Origin of the sequence: Paenibacillus sp. FSL P4-0081, assembly GCF_000758565.1 — a bacterium.
GTDB lineage: Bacteria > Bacillota > Bacilli > Paenibacillales > Paenibacillaceae > Paenibacillus_AQ > Paenibacillus_AQ phytohabitans.
Map to the genome: position 1 here is coordinate 703020 of NZ_CP009280.1, position 14563 is coordinate 717582.

Consider the following 14563-nt stretch of genomic DNA (forward strand, 5'->3'; position numbering starts at 1 on the left):
ACATATGAAGATGGAGCTAATGAGGATGAACATAAACATACTTGGGACAAGCCTGAAGAAGAATGAGGTACTCTTCGCGTCCGAATTCGGCGAGGGCAGAGGAACCTGGTGCGGTGCCGCTGTGGCTGCCGGGGAGACCTGCGAGGCTGAATTTGAGCTGCCCCCGCTGTTCATGCGCTGGGTGGATATTGTGCCGGCGCACGGAGGCCGTTGTGAGATACGTATGGACGGGAATGTTGTCATATTGACGGGTATACTGGAGAATATAGAGGAAGACGGGACCGGTTATCTGCGGCTTGGCCGCGATGTAATCATGTTCGAATGCCTGGGTGAACCGATGGCGCTGGGCGGATTCGTGGAGATCAGGACCGGGGAGATCATGTTGTACCCTGTCAATCCTTGAGCTTGCGGGGCGTATGCCGGACTAACTATTTCCTGCTCCGGCGTAGCCACCTTCGGCTAAATGAGCTAAGATAATATACATTAGAAAGTATAGCAAGAGGAGCAGAAGTCCCATGAACAGCGATATTCAACAATTTAAGACGGAATTCTTCAAGGCGCTGGCTCATCCGATGCGGATCCGCATTCTGGAGCTGCTCAGCGAAGGCGAGAAGAATGTGAATGAGCTGCAGGCGATCCTCGGCTCGGAAGGCTCTGCCGTATCCCAGCAGCTGGCCGTACTCCGTGCCAAGAACGTAGTGGCCAGTGTCAAAGAAGGAACCACCGTAATTTATGCCCTCCGTGATCCTCTGATCAAAGACCTTCTGGCTGTAGCCAAACAAATATTCGACAATCACCTTGTGAACACCATCTCCCTGCTTGAAGGCATCCGCAGCGAATGACCCCGGCTTCCCGGGGGGCGGATTACCCCGTTGACAAGAACGGCAGGCAGGAGTAATGTGAGTCTTATATTCAAATAATCAGATATTTAAAGAAAAGAAGGTTAAATGATGACAGGGTGGGGCCGTTTTAAAGGCTACAATATTGCTTCTCTGCGCAAGGATATCATTTCAGGGACGATCGTCGGCGTGATTGCCATCCCCTTGGGGATGGCATTTGCTATTGCCTCCGGTGTGAAACCGGAGTACGGAATTTACACGACCATAGTAGCCGGTATTCTCATTTCCTTATTCGGCGGTACAAAGTTTCAGATTGGCGGGCCTACGGGTGCGTTTATTCCTATTTTATTCGCGATTGCCATGCAGTACGGGTACGAGAATCTGCTGATTGCCGGAATGATGGCCGGGGTCATTCTCGTGGTGATGGGCGTTCTGCGGCTCGGGGTGCTGATCAAGTTCATTCCGAAGCCGGTGACAATCGGGTTCACGGCAGGAATTGCCGTTATTATCTTCAGCGGGCAGATCGCTAACTTTCTCGGACTAAGGGATATGGAGCGGCATGAGAGCTTTCTGGACAATATGAAAGAGATCGGCGCCCATATCTCGACAATCAATCTGTACAGTATTCTGACTGCGGCGATTTGTCTGGCTGTCGTAGTGCTGGGGCTGCGCTTCGCACCGAAGGTGCCCGGTTCTCTGATCGGGCTGCTCTGCGCTACGGTCATTGCTGCCTTATTCTTCAGCGGCAAGGTGACTACCATCGGTTCAGCTTACGGGGATATCCCGAATACATTGCCGAGCTTTCATTTCCCGGTCATTACCTGGGAGAAGATCAGGCTGCTTATCCGCCCGGCCTTCATCATTGCGATGCTGGGCGCCATTGAGTCGCTGCTGTCCGCAGTAGTCGCCGATGGCATGTCAGGCAGCCGCCATGACAGCAACCGCGAGCTGGTCGGCCAGGGGATCGCCAACATTGCTGCGCCGTTGTTCGGCGGAATACCAGCGACCGGGGCGATCGCCAGAACGGCAACCAATATCCGCAGCGGTGCGGCTTCGCCGCTCTCGGGTATCATTCACGGCGTTGTTGTGTTTCTGATCCTGCTGTTATTCGCACCCTATGCCTCCAGCATTCCGCTGGCCGCGATGGCCCCGATCCTGATGGTCGTGGCCTGGAACATGAGTGAACGCAAGGAATTCCTTCACCTGCTTAAGCTGAAGACGGGCGATTCACTGGTGCTGTTCATTACTTTCCTGCTGACTGTGTTTGCGGATCTGACGCTGGCGGTAGAGGTGGGGCTGGTGCTCGCGGTGATACTCTTCGTGAAGCGGATGGGAGAAGTACACATGGTCTCCAAAGTACTGCCCGACCCTTCCTCCGTGAAGGTTGAGGCACATATGGTGACGGACAGCCACGATTGTCCGCAGATCGGAATCTATAATGTCGAAGGACCGCTGTTCTTCGGGGCAGCCTACCGCTTCGACAGTACCATGCCGGGACTGGGGCCGGATCAGCCGAAGGTCATTCTGCTCCGCATGGGGAAGGTGCCGCTAATGGACACCACCGGTGAAGCCAATCTGGCTGGCCTGGTGAAGCAGCTGCACGCGGATGGCGGAAGACTGATGATCTCCGGTATCCAGAGCCAGCCGCTGGATCTCTTGAAGAAGACAGGTCTGTATGACAGAATCGGGGCTGCGCAGTTCTATGATCATACAGGGGAAGCGATCAATGAAGCGCTGGGAAGCATTGATTACAGCCGTTGCCTGGGCTGCAAGCATGCTGCCTTCAGAGAATGCAGCGCATTCTCAGGGCTTGATGAGGCATACCCGCGCAGCGCAGCCTTCAAAGGGCGTACTCCGGCTGTCGCCAGGAAGCTGAGCGGCGGGGTATAGAGACCGGAATCCGGTCCTGTTAATCCAGATTTACATTAATAGGAACAATAGCAACAGCTCCAGCCCGGACATTCACACGTCCGGGCTGTTTTTATAGCTGCCGCATACAATGTTGGACTATGCGGTTCCATATTTGTACAATTAGGAAGAGTGAAAAGGCAATTGCAGAGTGTACATAGCTGAATTATATAACAAGTAAGGAGAGTATTCCCTCATGAAGGAACTGAATTATTCGAAGGTATTTATACTTCTGGCTGGAATGACGGCGGCAACACTTGCCGTATATCGCGTAGTTTCGCTGCAGACCGATACGTTCTATGCTTTTCTGCTCTGGAATCTGTTTCTGGCCTGGGTGCCGTTCTTCTTCTCCATGGCAGCGCATGAGCTGGATAAGCGGAAGATTGGGGGGCTGCTGATTCTGCCGCTTGGCATAGCCTGGCTGCTCTTTTTCCCGAATGCGCCTTATATTATGACTGACCTCGTGCATTTAACCATCCGCAAAAGCAAATACATCGTAGGCGGGACAATCCAGAACCGGTACTGGTACGATCTGACCACCCTGCTCTTGTTCACCTGGAGCGGCTGGCTGACCGGATTCTTCTCCCTGTACCAGTTCCAGCATGTGATCTACCGCAAAACCAATGGGGTGCTGTCCTGGATCTTCGTGCTCTTTGCCTGCGTAATGGGCGGTTATGGCGTTCTGCTGGGCAGAGTCTACCGCCTGAACAGCTGGGATGTGCTGACAGACCGCCACCAGCTGTACCAGCTGGTTAAGGACAGCCTGAACCGGCAGTCCGTATTTTTCAGCTTATTCGTAGCCTTTGTGCTGCTGGTGATTTATGCCACGCTCTATTGTCTGCTGAACGGACTTGCCAGCGGGAGCGGCAAAGCTTATTCGAAGGGCGGCAGAAGATGATCTTCAGGGTCAGGGTTGAAATCCTGCTCCGGCTCCAGCTCTAATTCCAGCTCCAGCCCGGGTCCTGGGTGATACTGGTAACGTTCAAGATCAATCACACCCCGCTCATCAAAAATAATCCCTTCACCCAGCAGGTACAGCTGCTGCAGTGAGCCGGATTCGTCTTCGGTGAGCGAGATCATTCCTTTGGAATTGATGACCCTGTGCCATGGCAGCTTGTACTTCCTGCTCATAGAGTGCAGAATACGCACCACCTGCCTGGCTCCCCGGGGGCTTCCGGCCGCGCGGGCAATACCGCCATAGGTCATGACGGCTCCTTCCGGGATGGACTGAATAATGGTGATCACTCTTTGGGTGAATGGCGTCATGTACAGGCTCCTTTGTCTATAACAGAACTATCCGCTGTATGTACTTAAGACAACCATAACATAAAGCGCCGCATAGAGCATCTGCCGGGAAGGAGTAACCGCGACAGCGTGATAATAGCTCTCCCCGGTCCCGCCCGGCCAAGCCCCTATCTGCACAGAAGGGGCTATTTGCTGTTCTCTGCCTAATCCTGAGTTCTTCCTCTACAGCATAATTATGGCGAATAGGAGTTAGAGAGACGGGGGATAATCAGAGCAATAGAAATGTGACAGGAGTGACTGCTGTGAAGAGCGAGGATGCTGCAATAGACAGTGAAGCTGACGGCAAAATATCATCTTCCCAGCCGCTAAGTCCTTCGCTGGATGATACGCTGGCTCTGTTCCGGAAGATTTTCAGTAATGATGGGACCCTGAGAATTCGTGTGATTGAGAATAAGCATAGCATGCCCATCCGCTGCGGCTTGATCTACGTGGATGGAATGATTGACCGTGATCTCATACAGAATGGGATTACCAAGCCGTTCATGGCCTATGGATTCACAGAGCAAGAGAGCGGCAATCCCGCAGAGCTGATGGAAAAAATCCGTATGGAAGTTATCAATATCAGTGACATTATGGTTTCCACGAAACTGGAGGAGCTGGTTGGTGCTGTAGTCAGCGGCAAAACAGTATTCCTGCTCGACGGCTACGCAGGAGCCCTAAATATCAATGCCCAAGGCTGGGAGACCCGGGCTATAGAAGAGCCTACCACGGAAAAAGCCGTCCGGGGCCCCAGAGAGGGATTCACCGAATCCCTGCTCGTCAATCTAACCCTTATCCGGCGCAGGGTACAGAATTCCGATCTGAAATTTGTGTTCACTGACATCGGGACACGTACGAAAACGCAGACCTGCATCTGCTACATGGAGGGCTTGGCTTCACCCGATATTCTTAAAGAGCTCTACAGCCGGCTGGAGCGGGTGGAGATTGATTCCATCCTGGATACGGGTTACTTGGCTGAGCTTATCCGCGATGAACCCTATTCCCCATTCGAGACGATCGGCAATACCGAACGGCCGGATGCTCTGGTGAGCAAAATCATGGAGGGCAGAATCGCTGTGCTCATTGAAGGTACCCCGTTTGCCTTGACGCTGCCGTATGTTTTCGTAGAGAACTTCCAGGCCAGTGAGGATTACTATATCAACTATTATTTTGCATCCTTTAACCGTCTGCTCAGAGTGCTGGGAGCTTTCATGTCCATTAGTATTCCAGCCGGGTATGTCGCACTTGTAACCTACGCGCAGGAAATGGTGCCTACATTACTGCTGCTGAGTATCGCTACCGCAAGGCTGTCTGTCCCCTTTCCTACCGTCGTTGAGGCGCTGCTCATGCTGACAATCTTCGAGGTGCTGCGCGAAGCGGGGGCGCGGATTCCGACCTCAATTGGCCAGGCTGTAAGTATTGTAGGGGCGCTGGTGCTGGGCCAGGCTGCGGTAGATGCGCGGATTGTCAGTGCGCCCATGGTGATTGTGGTGGGGCTAACAGGAATAACGACACTGCTGAATCCAAGGCTGACAGGCCCATTGATTATAGTCAGGCTGGGCCTGCTGTTCCTCAGTTTTTTCCTGGGGATATACGGATATTTCTTCGGTCTGCTGGGTCTGGTGATTCATCTGATGAGCCTGCGCTCCTTCGGGGTCCCTTATATGCTAGGAGTGGGCTCGATCCGGCCGCAGGATATTAAGGATACTGCCATACGTGCACCCTGGTGGGATATGTATCTGCGCCCTGCGATGATCGGAGCGCGGAATATGAAGCGGAAGCCCTCGAACAAGCGGGTGAAGCGGTTATGAGCATCTTGCGCAGAGTCCTGTTGGGCCTGTCCTCAATAGTACTGCTGTTCAGCATATCCGGGTGCTGGAATTATACCGAGGTGGATGATATGTCCATTGTAGCCGGCGTAGCGATCGACAAGAACAAGGCGGACGGCAAGCTGCTGCTTACTGTAGAGTTGATAGATATCAACGGGGGACTGGACAAGACACAGGCAGGGTTTAAGATGATTAGTCTAAGCGGGGATACCATGTTTGAAATTGTCCGCAATATCATTTCCATAACCGGCAAAAAGCTGTTCTGGAGTCATGCCAAGGCCATTATTTTAAGCGAGGAGGTGGCCCGTGAGGGCCTCATTAAAGCAATTGACTGGTACAGCAGAGATACGGAGACAAGATCGGATGTATATATCTTCGTCTCGGGAGAGAAGACGGCCCGTGAGGTTCTTAATCTGAACAGTACGACGGAAATGATCATGTCGTTTGAACTAGCCCAAATGATGCGGGATGAGATGCATATCAGCAGTGCGCCGACTGTGGAAATATGGGATTTCATCGACAAGCTCGAAACGTCTGGTAATAGTGCGGTTGCGCCGATAATTACGATTCATCAGAAGAATGGACAGAAGAACGAACGCGTGGAAGGCACTGCCATATTTGTGGAAGACAAGATGGTCGGCAAGCTGGACGGGAATGAGGCAAAGTGTATGCTGTTTGTTAAAAATGCAATTAAAGGCGGGGTGCTGGATGTGGAGGATAGACACGGAACCCCATCGTATTCCCTGGAGATCAACTCCAGTCAGACCAAGCTGAAGCCCAGAATGGTTGACGGCAGGCTGCAGATGCAAATCCAGATTCTGACTACAACCGGACTGGATGAAGTCATGACAGCGGAAGGCTTCATGGAAGGGGAAACCATTCAGGATATCGAGAAAAGGGCTGGTGAGCGTATGGAGGCAGATATTCTTGCCTTAATCCATAAGGTCCAGCAGGAGTACGATGCCGATATTTTTGCCTTTGGCGAGAATATTCATGAGAACCGGCCCAAGCTTTGGGCTAAGGTCAAGGATCACTGGCCCGAAGTATTCGCTGATCTGGATGTGACGGTCAGCTCCAAAGTCGAGATCCAGAGCAGTGCCAAAACAACGCGTGCGATTAGGCTGGGGGATTAGTCATGGTTATTTACATTGTGGTTATCTATGTGTTTGTAGCCATCCTTGATCCCTACGGACTGCTGAAGCGGGGAATGAAGCGGGACTTCTATGTATGCTCTGTGCTGTACCTGATCTCCTTCTCCCTGGCCTTTGCCTTGTCGATGCACTGGAAGATTCCCAGTCCGTCCCCGCTGATTGAAAATCTGATTAAGAGGCTGTACTAGAGCATACTCCTGAAGGAGGAGGTAAGCATGAGCAAAGAGATTATACCAGCGGGGCAGTCGATCAGCATAGCTGTATTATTTATCAGCGGCAGCTCACTGTTCATGGGAGCCTCGGGGGAGTCCGGCAACATCAGCTGGATTGCCCTGCTTTTGGCTATCCTGTTAGCCGTTCCGCTCATGCTGGTCTATTCGAGACTCCATGTGCTTTTTCCGGGTAAGGATCTGTACGACATGCTGATCGCTGTGTTCGGGGCAGTCCTCGGGCGTATGCTCTCCTGCCTGTACATATGGTACGCGCTGCATTTGGGATCGCTGGTGCTGCGCAATTTCGGGGAATTCAGCAAAACCGTTGCCCTTACTGCTACACCGATGATTGCCCCGATGCTTGTGATCGGATTGCTCTGTGTCTGGGTGGTGGGTGCCGGGATGGAGGTGCTGGGGAGAAGCTCCAAGTTCCTGCTGCTGTTTTCGCTCATGGTGATTGTGTTTATAGAGCTGCTCTCTGTTCCTAAGTATGAATATCATCACCTCAAGCCGCTGCTGGATAGCGGATGGGGACTTGTCCTCAGGGATACTGCCGGCTCCTTCACCTTTCCCTTTGCCGAGATTGTAATCTTTCTGGGTGCCTTCAATGTACTCCCGGCCAAAGGCTCGGCCAGAAGGGTGCTGCTCAGCGGTACACTGATCGCCGGGATGATCATTATTGTTGTTACATTGCGCAATTTACTGGTACTGGGCCCTGATATTCTATCCAGTCTGTATTTCCCTTCGTATGTGGCGGTCAGCAGAATTAACATTGGGGATTTCCTGACGCGGATCGAGGGTTCGTCGGCTATTATATTTGTAACAGCGTTGTTCATAAAGGCCAGCCTGTGCCTGTATGTAACCTGTAATGGGGTAAGTAAAGTATTCAAGCTGAAGAGCTACCGGTCCGTGGTGCTCCAGATGGGGCTCATCATGGTGTATCTATCCGGTTTCATCTATAAGGATATTATGGAAATGCAGTATTTTGCCTATCACATCTACAAAGTGTATGCCCTCCCGTTCCAGGTGGTTATTCCCGTTATGCTGTGGATTACAGCAGAGATCCTCTCCCGCAGAAAGAGCAGCAAATCCATATGAGCTATGCCATCCCTCCACAGCCCCGCGTTGCGGGGCTATTTATTTTCAACCTGCGCGGAAGTTGGCTATAATGAGAGGCAGAGAATGTGTTGTAGAAGAGGATAACGAAAGGCGTGAGAATAGATGAGTGTATCCAGCATCGTAATGTCCTCACATTGGGGCAGGGAAGTCAGACATAAGTATGTGGCACAAGGCTCCAAGTCGCTGACCGTGGTGTTTCCGGGGCAGAATTATTCCGCCGAGCGTCCGTTGCTGGAGTATGCGGGCAAGCTGGCCCGGGAATACGGCTGTGATCTGCTGCTGCTGGAATATGGATACCAAAGTGCACGGGCGCCCTTCAAACGTGAAGAAATTGATATTGTCGCAGAGGAATGCAAGGTGGCGCTTGCTTCGCTTCCGGAGTATGAGCAGCTGCTGTTCATCAGCAAAAGCATGGGGACAGTGATCGCCGGCAAGGTAGCTTCAGAGACAGGAATAGGAGAGAAGGTTTCCCATCTGTTCCTCACCCCTGTTGCTGAAAGTATCCCGTACATTAAGCAGAGCCGGGGAAGCATTATTTACGGCGGGAGTGATCCGCTGTTCACGGAGCAGCATTCTGCCGAGCTCAGCGGCCTGAAGCAGGTGCGGGTGTACAGGATTGATGATGCCAACCATTCTTTGGAGGTAGGCAGTGTCAACGAGTCACTGGCCGTGCTGCTGGTCATTATTAATTTCTATCATGAGTTTTTCCGCGATTCACTTTAAGAGGGAGATGAGAGCATGATTACAGAAGCGGCAATGCTGCAGGTAAAGCCGGGATTGACCCGGCAGTTTGAGCAGAGCTTCAGGGAGGCATCCCCGCTGATTGCCTCGATTGACGGTTATTTGGGGCATGAGCTGCAGCACTGTATGGAGGACGACCATAAATATCTGCTGATTGTCAGATGGCGCAGCCTGGAGGATCATACGGTGGGGTTCAGAGAATCCGCCCAGTATCAGAAGTGGAAAGCGCTGCTGCATCATTATTACAGCCCATTCCCTGTAGTTGAGCATTATACCCGTATCATTCTGGATTAGAGGAAAGGAAGCGCAGTATGTTGGGGAAAGTAATCGGTAAAGGCCGGACTGCGGAAGTTATGGAGTATGGCGAAGGAACGATTCTTAAGCTCTATCTGAATGAGGTGCCGGAGCATCATGTGGACTGGGAATACCACATCAGTACCTATGCCTATGAACAGGGAGTGCGTACCCCGCGGCCGGTTGAGCTTGCCGCGGAAGAGGGCAGAAAGGGCATTGTGTTTCAGCAGATTCATGGCTCCCCGCTGCTGAAGCTGATGGGTGCGAAGCCGTGGCTAATTGCCAGCTACGCCAAGCAGATGGCTGCTCTGCAATACAGCCTCCATCAGCTTGCAGGCCCGGGTGAAGCCGGAGAACAGAAAAAACGGCTGAAGCAGAATGTTATTGCTGCCCCCATGCTTAATATGGAAGAGAAGGCACCTATTCTATCTCAGCTGGAGCTGCTTCCAGGCGGGAATAAGCTATGTCATGGTGATTTCCATCCGGACAATGTGCTGATGGACGGGCAGCTGTGGGTTATCGACTGGATGACTGCCGTTTCAGGAGATCCTGCAGCAGATGCTGCACGGTCCATAGTCATGTTCAGTATAGGAGCCATGCCCAAACATGCTTCTTTGTTCACCAAAGTATTCTTAGGCTTCGCCAGAAAGCGGATGACGAGCCAATACACCCGTGAATATATGAGACTATCAGGGGTGTCCCGGGCGGACATTGAAGCCTGGATACTGCCGGTAGCGGCTGCACGGCTGGTGGAGTGGCTTCCGGTATCAGAGAAGGAACAGCTGGTCCGCGAAATCCGCAAGCGCTTGAGATCATTGCCTTCCGCCCGATAACCATTTCATAGAGAAAGCAGGTGAGCTTATGAATACATACATCGCACTGCTGCGCGGAATTAATGTCGGCGGCAACAAGTTGATCAGAATGCAGGAGCTTAAGGCGATGTTCGGGGAGCTTCAGTATGCGAATGTACGGACGTATATCCAGAGCGGCAACGTGGTATTTGAGAGTGAAGCGGCTTCCGGCGAAGGGCTTGCCGAAGTGATCAGCCAGCGTATCCGGGAGACCTTCGGCTTCGAGGTCCCTGTGATCATCCGTTCCGTGGAGGAGCTGGAAGCGGTCATTGCCGGCAATCCGTTCCCGCTGACAGAGCCGGAGGAATTCAAACGCCTGTATGTATCATTTCTGGCTGACGAGCCTTCGGCTGAAGCGCTGGAGAAGGTTCGTCCCTATGAGGATGGAGCGGATCAGGTACGGGTGATCGGCAAAGAAATGTACACTTACTATGAGGTGAGTGTAAGCGAATCGCCGCTGTTCAAAGTGCAGTTCGATAAGCTGCTGGGCACGAATCTCACGGCACGCAACTGGAATACCCTCGGTAAGGTGACGGCGCTGGCCCGCAAGCCGTAGGTAAGATTAGCTTAAGAATATTGCCCTGTGTGCTTTATGTATACCCCCGCATCCGTTCTCTAGAGTGCTGCTCAGGCAGCATGGACGGCTAAGCGGGGGTGTTTGCCGTTCCCTTTTATACAGTACCGTTTCAGCAAACATTCAGCCAGTATTCATTATGAGTTAAGGTAAGGATGCAATAATACACCTATACAAAGACAAGGCCGGTCAACAAGGCGTCTTACCGGATGTCAAGAAGAACGGATTGGAGCGGGTGAATCTATGAAATGGTTAAAAAGGCTGGGTTCCGACGCCGTCTTGCTGGGTATTCTGCTGCTGGCGGCAGTTCTGTACGGCTATGGAATCTGGAATGATCAATATGTCAATACGTACTACACTACGGCAGTAGGGAGCATGCTGCAGAGTTTCCATAACTTCTTCTTCGCCTCACTTGACTCTGCCGGATCCGTAACTGTCGATAAGCCGCCGGTAACGTTCTGGCTGCAGACTCTAAGTGCGCTGATCTTTGGCCTGCATGGCTGGAGTGTCATTCTGCCGCAGGCACTGGGCGGTGTAGGTTCGGTCTTGATCGTCTATCTGCTGGTGAAGCCTACTTTTGGAAAAGCCGCTGCAAGGCTCGCTTCCCTGGCTATGGCGGCTACACCGGTAGCAGCTGCAGTGAGCCGCACGAACAATATTGATGCGCTGCTGGTGTTTACTTTGCTGCTGGCGGCATGGTTTCTGTTCAGGGGCATCAGGACCGGCCGGATGGGCAGCTTACTGGCTGCATTCGGGCTGATTGGTGTAGCCTTCAATGAGAAGATGCTGCAGGCCTATATGGTTGTTCCGGCATTCTATCTCTTCTATATTCTGGCGGCCAAGGTCAACTGGAAGAGGAAAACCGGGACTCTGGCGGTCTGCACCGCAGTGCTGCTGGCGGTTTCGCTCTCATGGGCGGTAATCGTTGATTCCATACCGGCCGACAAACGTCCTTATATCGGAAGCAGCGGCACCAACTCTGTACTTAATCTGGCTTTTGGCTATAACGGGGTTTCCCGTCTAACGGGTGACCGCAGTACGGGCGGCACTGGAAGCGGCGGCGGTTTTGGCGGCGGGGGAATGCCCGCAATGAACGGGGAGATGCCGGAGTTTGGCGGTGAAATGCCGGCGTTGAATGGAGACGGCGGATCGTTCAGCGGAAATCAGCAGGGACAAGACTCGCCTCCGGGGACAACCGGTGATGATCAGGGCGGCGGCAGCGGTAGCGGAACAGCCGGGACTGCAGACGGCGGAGGCCGGGGAACGGCTCCTGGCCAGGCTGACGGAACGCAGGGGCAGGATGGAGGAGGCAGAACGGGCGGAGGCGGACGTCAGTCTGGTGATTGGGGCGGCGGGGACGGCGGCCAAGGCGGACGGGGTGGAATGAACGGCAGCGCTGGTGCTGGCGGGATGTTTAATACCGGTACCGCCGGCCCGCTGCGGCTGTTCCAGTCCGAGTTATCCGGCCAAGCCAGCTGGCTGCTGCCGTTCGTGTTGTTCGGCTGCATCGGGATTTTTGCCAGCCTGCGCCGGAAGAACTTCACCCGGAAGCATAAGGAGGCCTTGTTCTGGCTCGCCTGGCTGGTACCGGTCATGGGCTTTTTCAGCATCGCCGGCTTCTTTCACCAGTATTATCTGATCATGATGGCTCCGCCGGTTGCGACGCTGGCAGGTGCAGGGTGGTCACAGCTCTGGAGCTATTACAAGGAACGTACATCGTGGCTGTCCTGGCTGCTTCCGGCAGCGGTACTCGCAACAACGGTGCTCGAGGTATATATCATCCATCCGTATGACGATACCATCGGCAGCGGCTGGTCCATTGTTGTCCTGGCAGCGGGTGTTGCAGCTTCCGTAGTGCTGCTCATCCTGCGGCTGCTGAAAGCCAGCGCAAATAAGCAATCCTTATTGCATGCCGCTGCTGTAACAGGACTTCTCGTTCTGCTGATCGGTCCGCTCTACTGGGCATTTACACCGATAACGTACGGCAATAACAGCATGACTCCGGCAGCGGGCCCGGACAGCAGCAGTGCTGGCGGCATGGGCGGCAGGAATAGTGCTACAGGAGTTAATGAGAATCTGCTGGCCTATCTTAAAGAAAACAATACTGGTGAGAAATACCTGTTCGCAGCTATGGATTATGGAACGGCAGGTGCTTATATTATCGACGAAGGCGAATCGGTGGTCATCCTTAACGGATTTAACGCATCAGACGTTCCCTACACCACAGATACTTTGAAGGCGCTCGTAGAGAGCGGCCAGGTGAAATACTTCCTGGTCAACAGCGGCGGTATGGGCGGCGGGCGCGGAGGCGGCAGCTCGGAAATTACATCCTGGATCACTGAGAACGGGACGGAGATTCCTTCCGCAGACTGGCAGGGAACATCAGGGGGCGCTGGCGGATCATTATACGAGGTCACGCTTAACTAAGTAACTACATCATTTGAGGAGGAGCTGCCCATGAGCACCCAAGTGCGCTATTCCATAATTATACCGATGTTCAATGAAGAGGAAGTGATTCAGGAGACGTACCGGCGGATCAAGAAAGTAATGGGAGCAACAGGGGAGTCCTATGAGCTGCTCTTCGTCAATGACGGCAGTACGGACAACTGTGCGCAGATGATCGAGGAGTACAGCTACTGGGATGAAAGTGTGAAGCTGATTGACCTGTCCCGTAATTTCGGCCATCAGATTGCTATTACAGCAGGGATGGATTATGCGCTTGGAGATGCCGTGGTTATTATCGATGCGGATCTGCAGGACCCCCCGGAACTGATTCTGGATATGATTGCCGAGTGGAAAAAAGGCTATGAGGTTGTCTACGCCAAGCGTATCAAACGAAAAGGGGAGTCCCTGTTCAAAAAATGGACGGCAGCCCTCTTTTACCGGATACTCCGTTATTCGACAGATATCTCTATCCCGGTAGATACCGGCGATTTCCGGCTGATTGACCGCAAAGTCTGCGATGAGCTGAAACGTCTGCCGGAGAAAAACCGTTTCGTCCGCGGACTGGTAAGCTGGGTGGGCTTCCGCCAGAAGGCGCTTGAATATGAGCGTGATGAACGCCTGGCGGGCGAAACCAAATATCCGCTGAAACGCATGATTAAGCTGTCGCTGGACGGTATCACCTCCTTCTCCTACAAACCGCTGAAGCTGGCGGGCTATCTGGGAGCACTGCTGTCCGCATCCGGCTTTCTGTACCTTATGTATGTGCTCTACCTGGCGCTCTTTACGGACGAGGCCGTTAAGGGCTGGGCGTCGATGATCGGGATTACGCTAACCTTCAACGGGTTTGTGCTGATTATGCTGGGTGTGATGGGCGAGTATGTCGGCCGGATCTATGACGAGTCCAAGGGACGTCCGCTCTACATTGTTCAGGAGTTCTATGGCGGCAAGAAGCAGCAGAGTGCACAGAAGCACAGAGTAGCCCATCTCAACAAATAACGGAAGGCTGCGCGGACGATTACGATTACGGCAAGCGAACCGTAATCGTCCGGAGCAGTTTTTTGCTGCGGCTGAACTCTGGAGCATTATCGTTAACGCCCAGACCCCCGAACCCCAAAGCCTCCTAGGTTCAACGCCCCGTTACAGCACCCGGCTCATGAAATCCTGCATAAAATACAACAATCCAAAGACATTTACCCGGAAAAATCGGAAATCTTGCACGAAATGCAACAATTTAGCGCGCTGGGGCCTCGATGGCGCTGAAATGTTGTATTGTCTGCAGCAATATTTACTTTGTGGGGGTCCTGAGCTGGAAATCC

The 14563-nt window shown here is 53.0% G+C and carries 15 protein-coding genes; 14 read left to right on the top strand and 1 reads right to left on the bottom strand.

Annotated features, from left to right (window positions below; translation table 11 throughout):
- Positions 1-25 precede the first annotated feature (25 nt).
- From P40081_RS03150 to P40081_RS03165, 4 genes are all read left to right on the top strand, one after another.
- A complete protein-coding gene (locus P40081_RS03150; protein ID WP_042133286.1) occupies positions 26-403 on the top strand; it encodes a hypothetical protein in 378 nt (125 codons plus the stop codon).
- A 112-nt stretch (positions 404-515) separates the two neighbouring features.
- Positions 516-842 (top strand): ArsR/SmtB family transcription factor, encoded by a 327-nt coding sequence (locus tag P40081_RS03155; protein WP_039306638.1) that lies wholly within the window; start codon positions 516-518, stop codon positions 840-842.
- A 108-nt stretch (positions 843-950) separates the two neighbouring features.
- Complete coding sequence (locus tag P40081_RS03160; RefSeq protein WP_042133287.1) at positions 951-2729, top strand: SulP family inorganic anion transporter; 1779 nt, start codon at positions 951-953, stop codon at positions 2727-2729.
- A gap of 214 nt (positions 2730-2943) precedes the next feature.
- Positions 2944-3645, top strand: coding sequence for a DUF1361 domain-containing protein (locus P40081_RS03165; RefSeq protein ID WP_042133288.1), 702 nt, complete (start codon positions 2944-2946; stop codon positions 3643-3645).
- Here the strand turns inward: P40081_RS03165 and P40081_RS03170 are convergent.
- Positions 3621-4013 (bottom strand): MGMT family protein, encoded by a 393-nt coding sequence (locus tag P40081_RS03170; protein WP_042133289.1) that lies wholly within the window; start codon positions 4011-4013, stop codon positions 3621-3623. The two genes, P40081_RS03165 and P40081_RS03170, sit on opposite strands and share 25 nt — an antisense overlap.
- Positions 4014-4294: 281 nt before the next feature.
- Here P40081_RS03170 and P40081_RS03175 point away from each other — a divergent pair, with 281 nt between their 5' ends.
- The 10 genes from P40081_RS03175 to P40081_RS03220 all read left to right on the top strand — a co-directional run bounded on the left by P40081_RS03175 (position 4295) and on the right by P40081_RS03220 (position 14243).
- Entirely contained in the window at positions 4295-5842 is a 1548-nt protein-coding gene (locus P40081_RS03175) for a spore germination protein (protein ID WP_042133290.1), read from the top strand.
- Positions 5839-6993, top strand: a complete 1155-nt coding sequence (locus tag P40081_RS03180; RefSeq protein ID WP_052421650.1) for a Ger(x)C family spore germination protein — start codon at positions 5839-5841, stop codon at positions 6991-6993. The genes P40081_RS03175 and P40081_RS03180 overlap by 4 nt, the downstream gene beginning before the upstream one ends.
- Positions 6994-6995: 2 nt before the next feature.
- Entirely contained in the window at positions 6996-7199 is a 204-nt protein-coding gene (locus P40081_RS03185; protein WP_042133291.1) for a hypothetical protein, read from the top strand.
- Positions 7200-7226: 27 nt separating this feature from the next.
- Positions 7227-8321 (top strand): GerAB/ArcD/ProY family transporter, encoded by a 1095-nt coding sequence (locus tag P40081_RS03190; protein ID WP_042133292.1) that lies wholly within the window; start codon positions 7227-7229, stop codon positions 8319-8321.
- A gap of 123 nt (positions 8322-8444) precedes the next feature.
- The gene (locus P40081_RS03195; protein ID WP_042133293.1) at positions 8445-9065 is read left to right on the top strand and encodes a BTB/POZ domain-containing protein; all 621 of its coding nucleotides are present in this window, start codon (positions 8445-8447) and stop codon (positions 9063-9065) included.
- A 15-nt stretch (positions 9066-9080) separates the two neighbouring features.
- Positions 9081-9377, top strand: coding sequence for an antibiotic biosynthesis monooxygenase family protein (locus P40081_RS03200; RefSeq protein ID WP_039306615.1), 297 nt, complete (start codon positions 9081-9083; stop codon positions 9375-9377).
- Between the two features lie 17 nt (positions 9378-9394).
- The gene (locus P40081_RS03205) at positions 9395-10210 is read left to right on the top strand and encodes a phosphotransferase family protein (protein WP_042133294.1); all 816 of its coding nucleotides are present in this window, start codon (positions 9395-9397) and stop codon (positions 10208-10210) included.
- Between the two features lie 28 nt (positions 10211-10238).
- Positions 10239-10784, top strand: coding sequence for a DUF1697 domain-containing protein (locus tag P40081_RS03210; protein ID WP_042133295.1), 546 nt, complete (start codon positions 10239-10241; stop codon positions 10782-10784).
- A gap of 261 nt (positions 10785-11045) precedes the next feature.
- Entirely contained in the window at positions 11046-13229 is a 2184-nt protein-coding gene (locus P40081_RS03215) for an ArnT family glycosyltransferase (protein WP_042133296.1), read from the top strand.
- A 30-nt stretch (positions 13230-13259) separates the two neighbouring features.
- Entirely contained in the window at positions 13260-14243 is a 984-nt protein-coding gene (locus tag P40081_RS03220; RefSeq protein WP_042133297.1) for a glycosyltransferase family 2 protein, read from the top strand.
- The last annotated feature ends 320 nt before the right edge of the window (positions 14244-14563 follow it).

Excerpts from the sequence above, each read along its gene's own strand:
- P40081_RS03150 (WP_042133286.1), top strand. The coding sequence starts at position 26 with ATGAACATAAACATACTTGGGACAAGCCTGAAGAAGAATGAGGTACTC.
- P40081_RS03155 (WP_039306638.1), top strand. The coding sequence starts at position 516 with ATGAACAGCGATATTCAACAATTTAAGACGGAATTCTTCAAGGCGCTG.
- P40081_RS03160 (WP_042133287.1), top strand. The coding sequence starts at position 951 with ATGACAGGGTGGGGCCGTTTTAAAGGCTACAATATTGCTTCTCTGCGC.
- P40081_RS03165 (WP_042133288.1), top strand. The coding sequence starts at position 2,944 with ATGAAGGAACTGAATTATTCGAAGGTATTTATACTTCTGGCTGGAATG.
- P40081_RS03170 (WP_042133289.1), bottom strand. The coding sequence starts at position 4,013 with ATGACGCCATTCACCCAAAGAGTGATCACCATTATTCAGTCCATCCCG.
- P40081_RS03180 (WP_052421650.1), top strand. The coding sequence starts at position 5,839 with ATGAGCATCTTGCGCAGAGTCCTGTTGGGCCTGTCCTCAATAGTACTG.
- P40081_RS03185 (WP_042133291.1), top strand. The coding sequence starts at position 6,996 with ATGGTTATTTACATTGTGGTTATCTATGTGTTTGTAGCCATCCTTGAT.
- P40081_RS03190 (WP_042133292.1), top strand. The coding sequence starts at position 7,227 with ATGAGCAAAGAGATTATACCAGCGGGGCAGTCGATCAGCATAGCTGTA.
- P40081_RS03195 (WP_042133293.1), top strand. The coding sequence starts at position 8,445 with ATGAGTGTATCCAGCATCGTAATGTCCTCACATTGGGGCAGGGAAGTC.
- P40081_RS03200 (WP_039306615.1), top strand. The coding sequence starts at position 9,081 with ATGATTACAGAAGCGGCAATGCTGCAGGTAAAGCCGGGATTGACCCGG.
- P40081_RS03205 (WP_042133294.1), top strand. The coding sequence starts at position 9,395 with ATGTTGGGGAAAGTAATCGGTAAAGGCCGGACTGCGGAAGTTATGGAG.
- P40081_RS03210 (WP_042133295.1), top strand. The coding sequence starts at position 10,239 with ATGAATACATACATCGCACTGCTGCGCGGAATTAATGTCGGCGGCAAC.
- P40081_RS03215 (WP_042133296.1), top strand. The coding sequence starts at position 11,046 with ATGAAATGGTTAAAAAGGCTGGGTTCCGACGCCGTCTTGCTGGGTATT.
- P40081_RS03220 (WP_042133297.1), top strand. The coding sequence starts at position 13,260 with ATGAGCACCCAAGTGCGCTATTCCATAATTATACCGATGTTCAATGAA.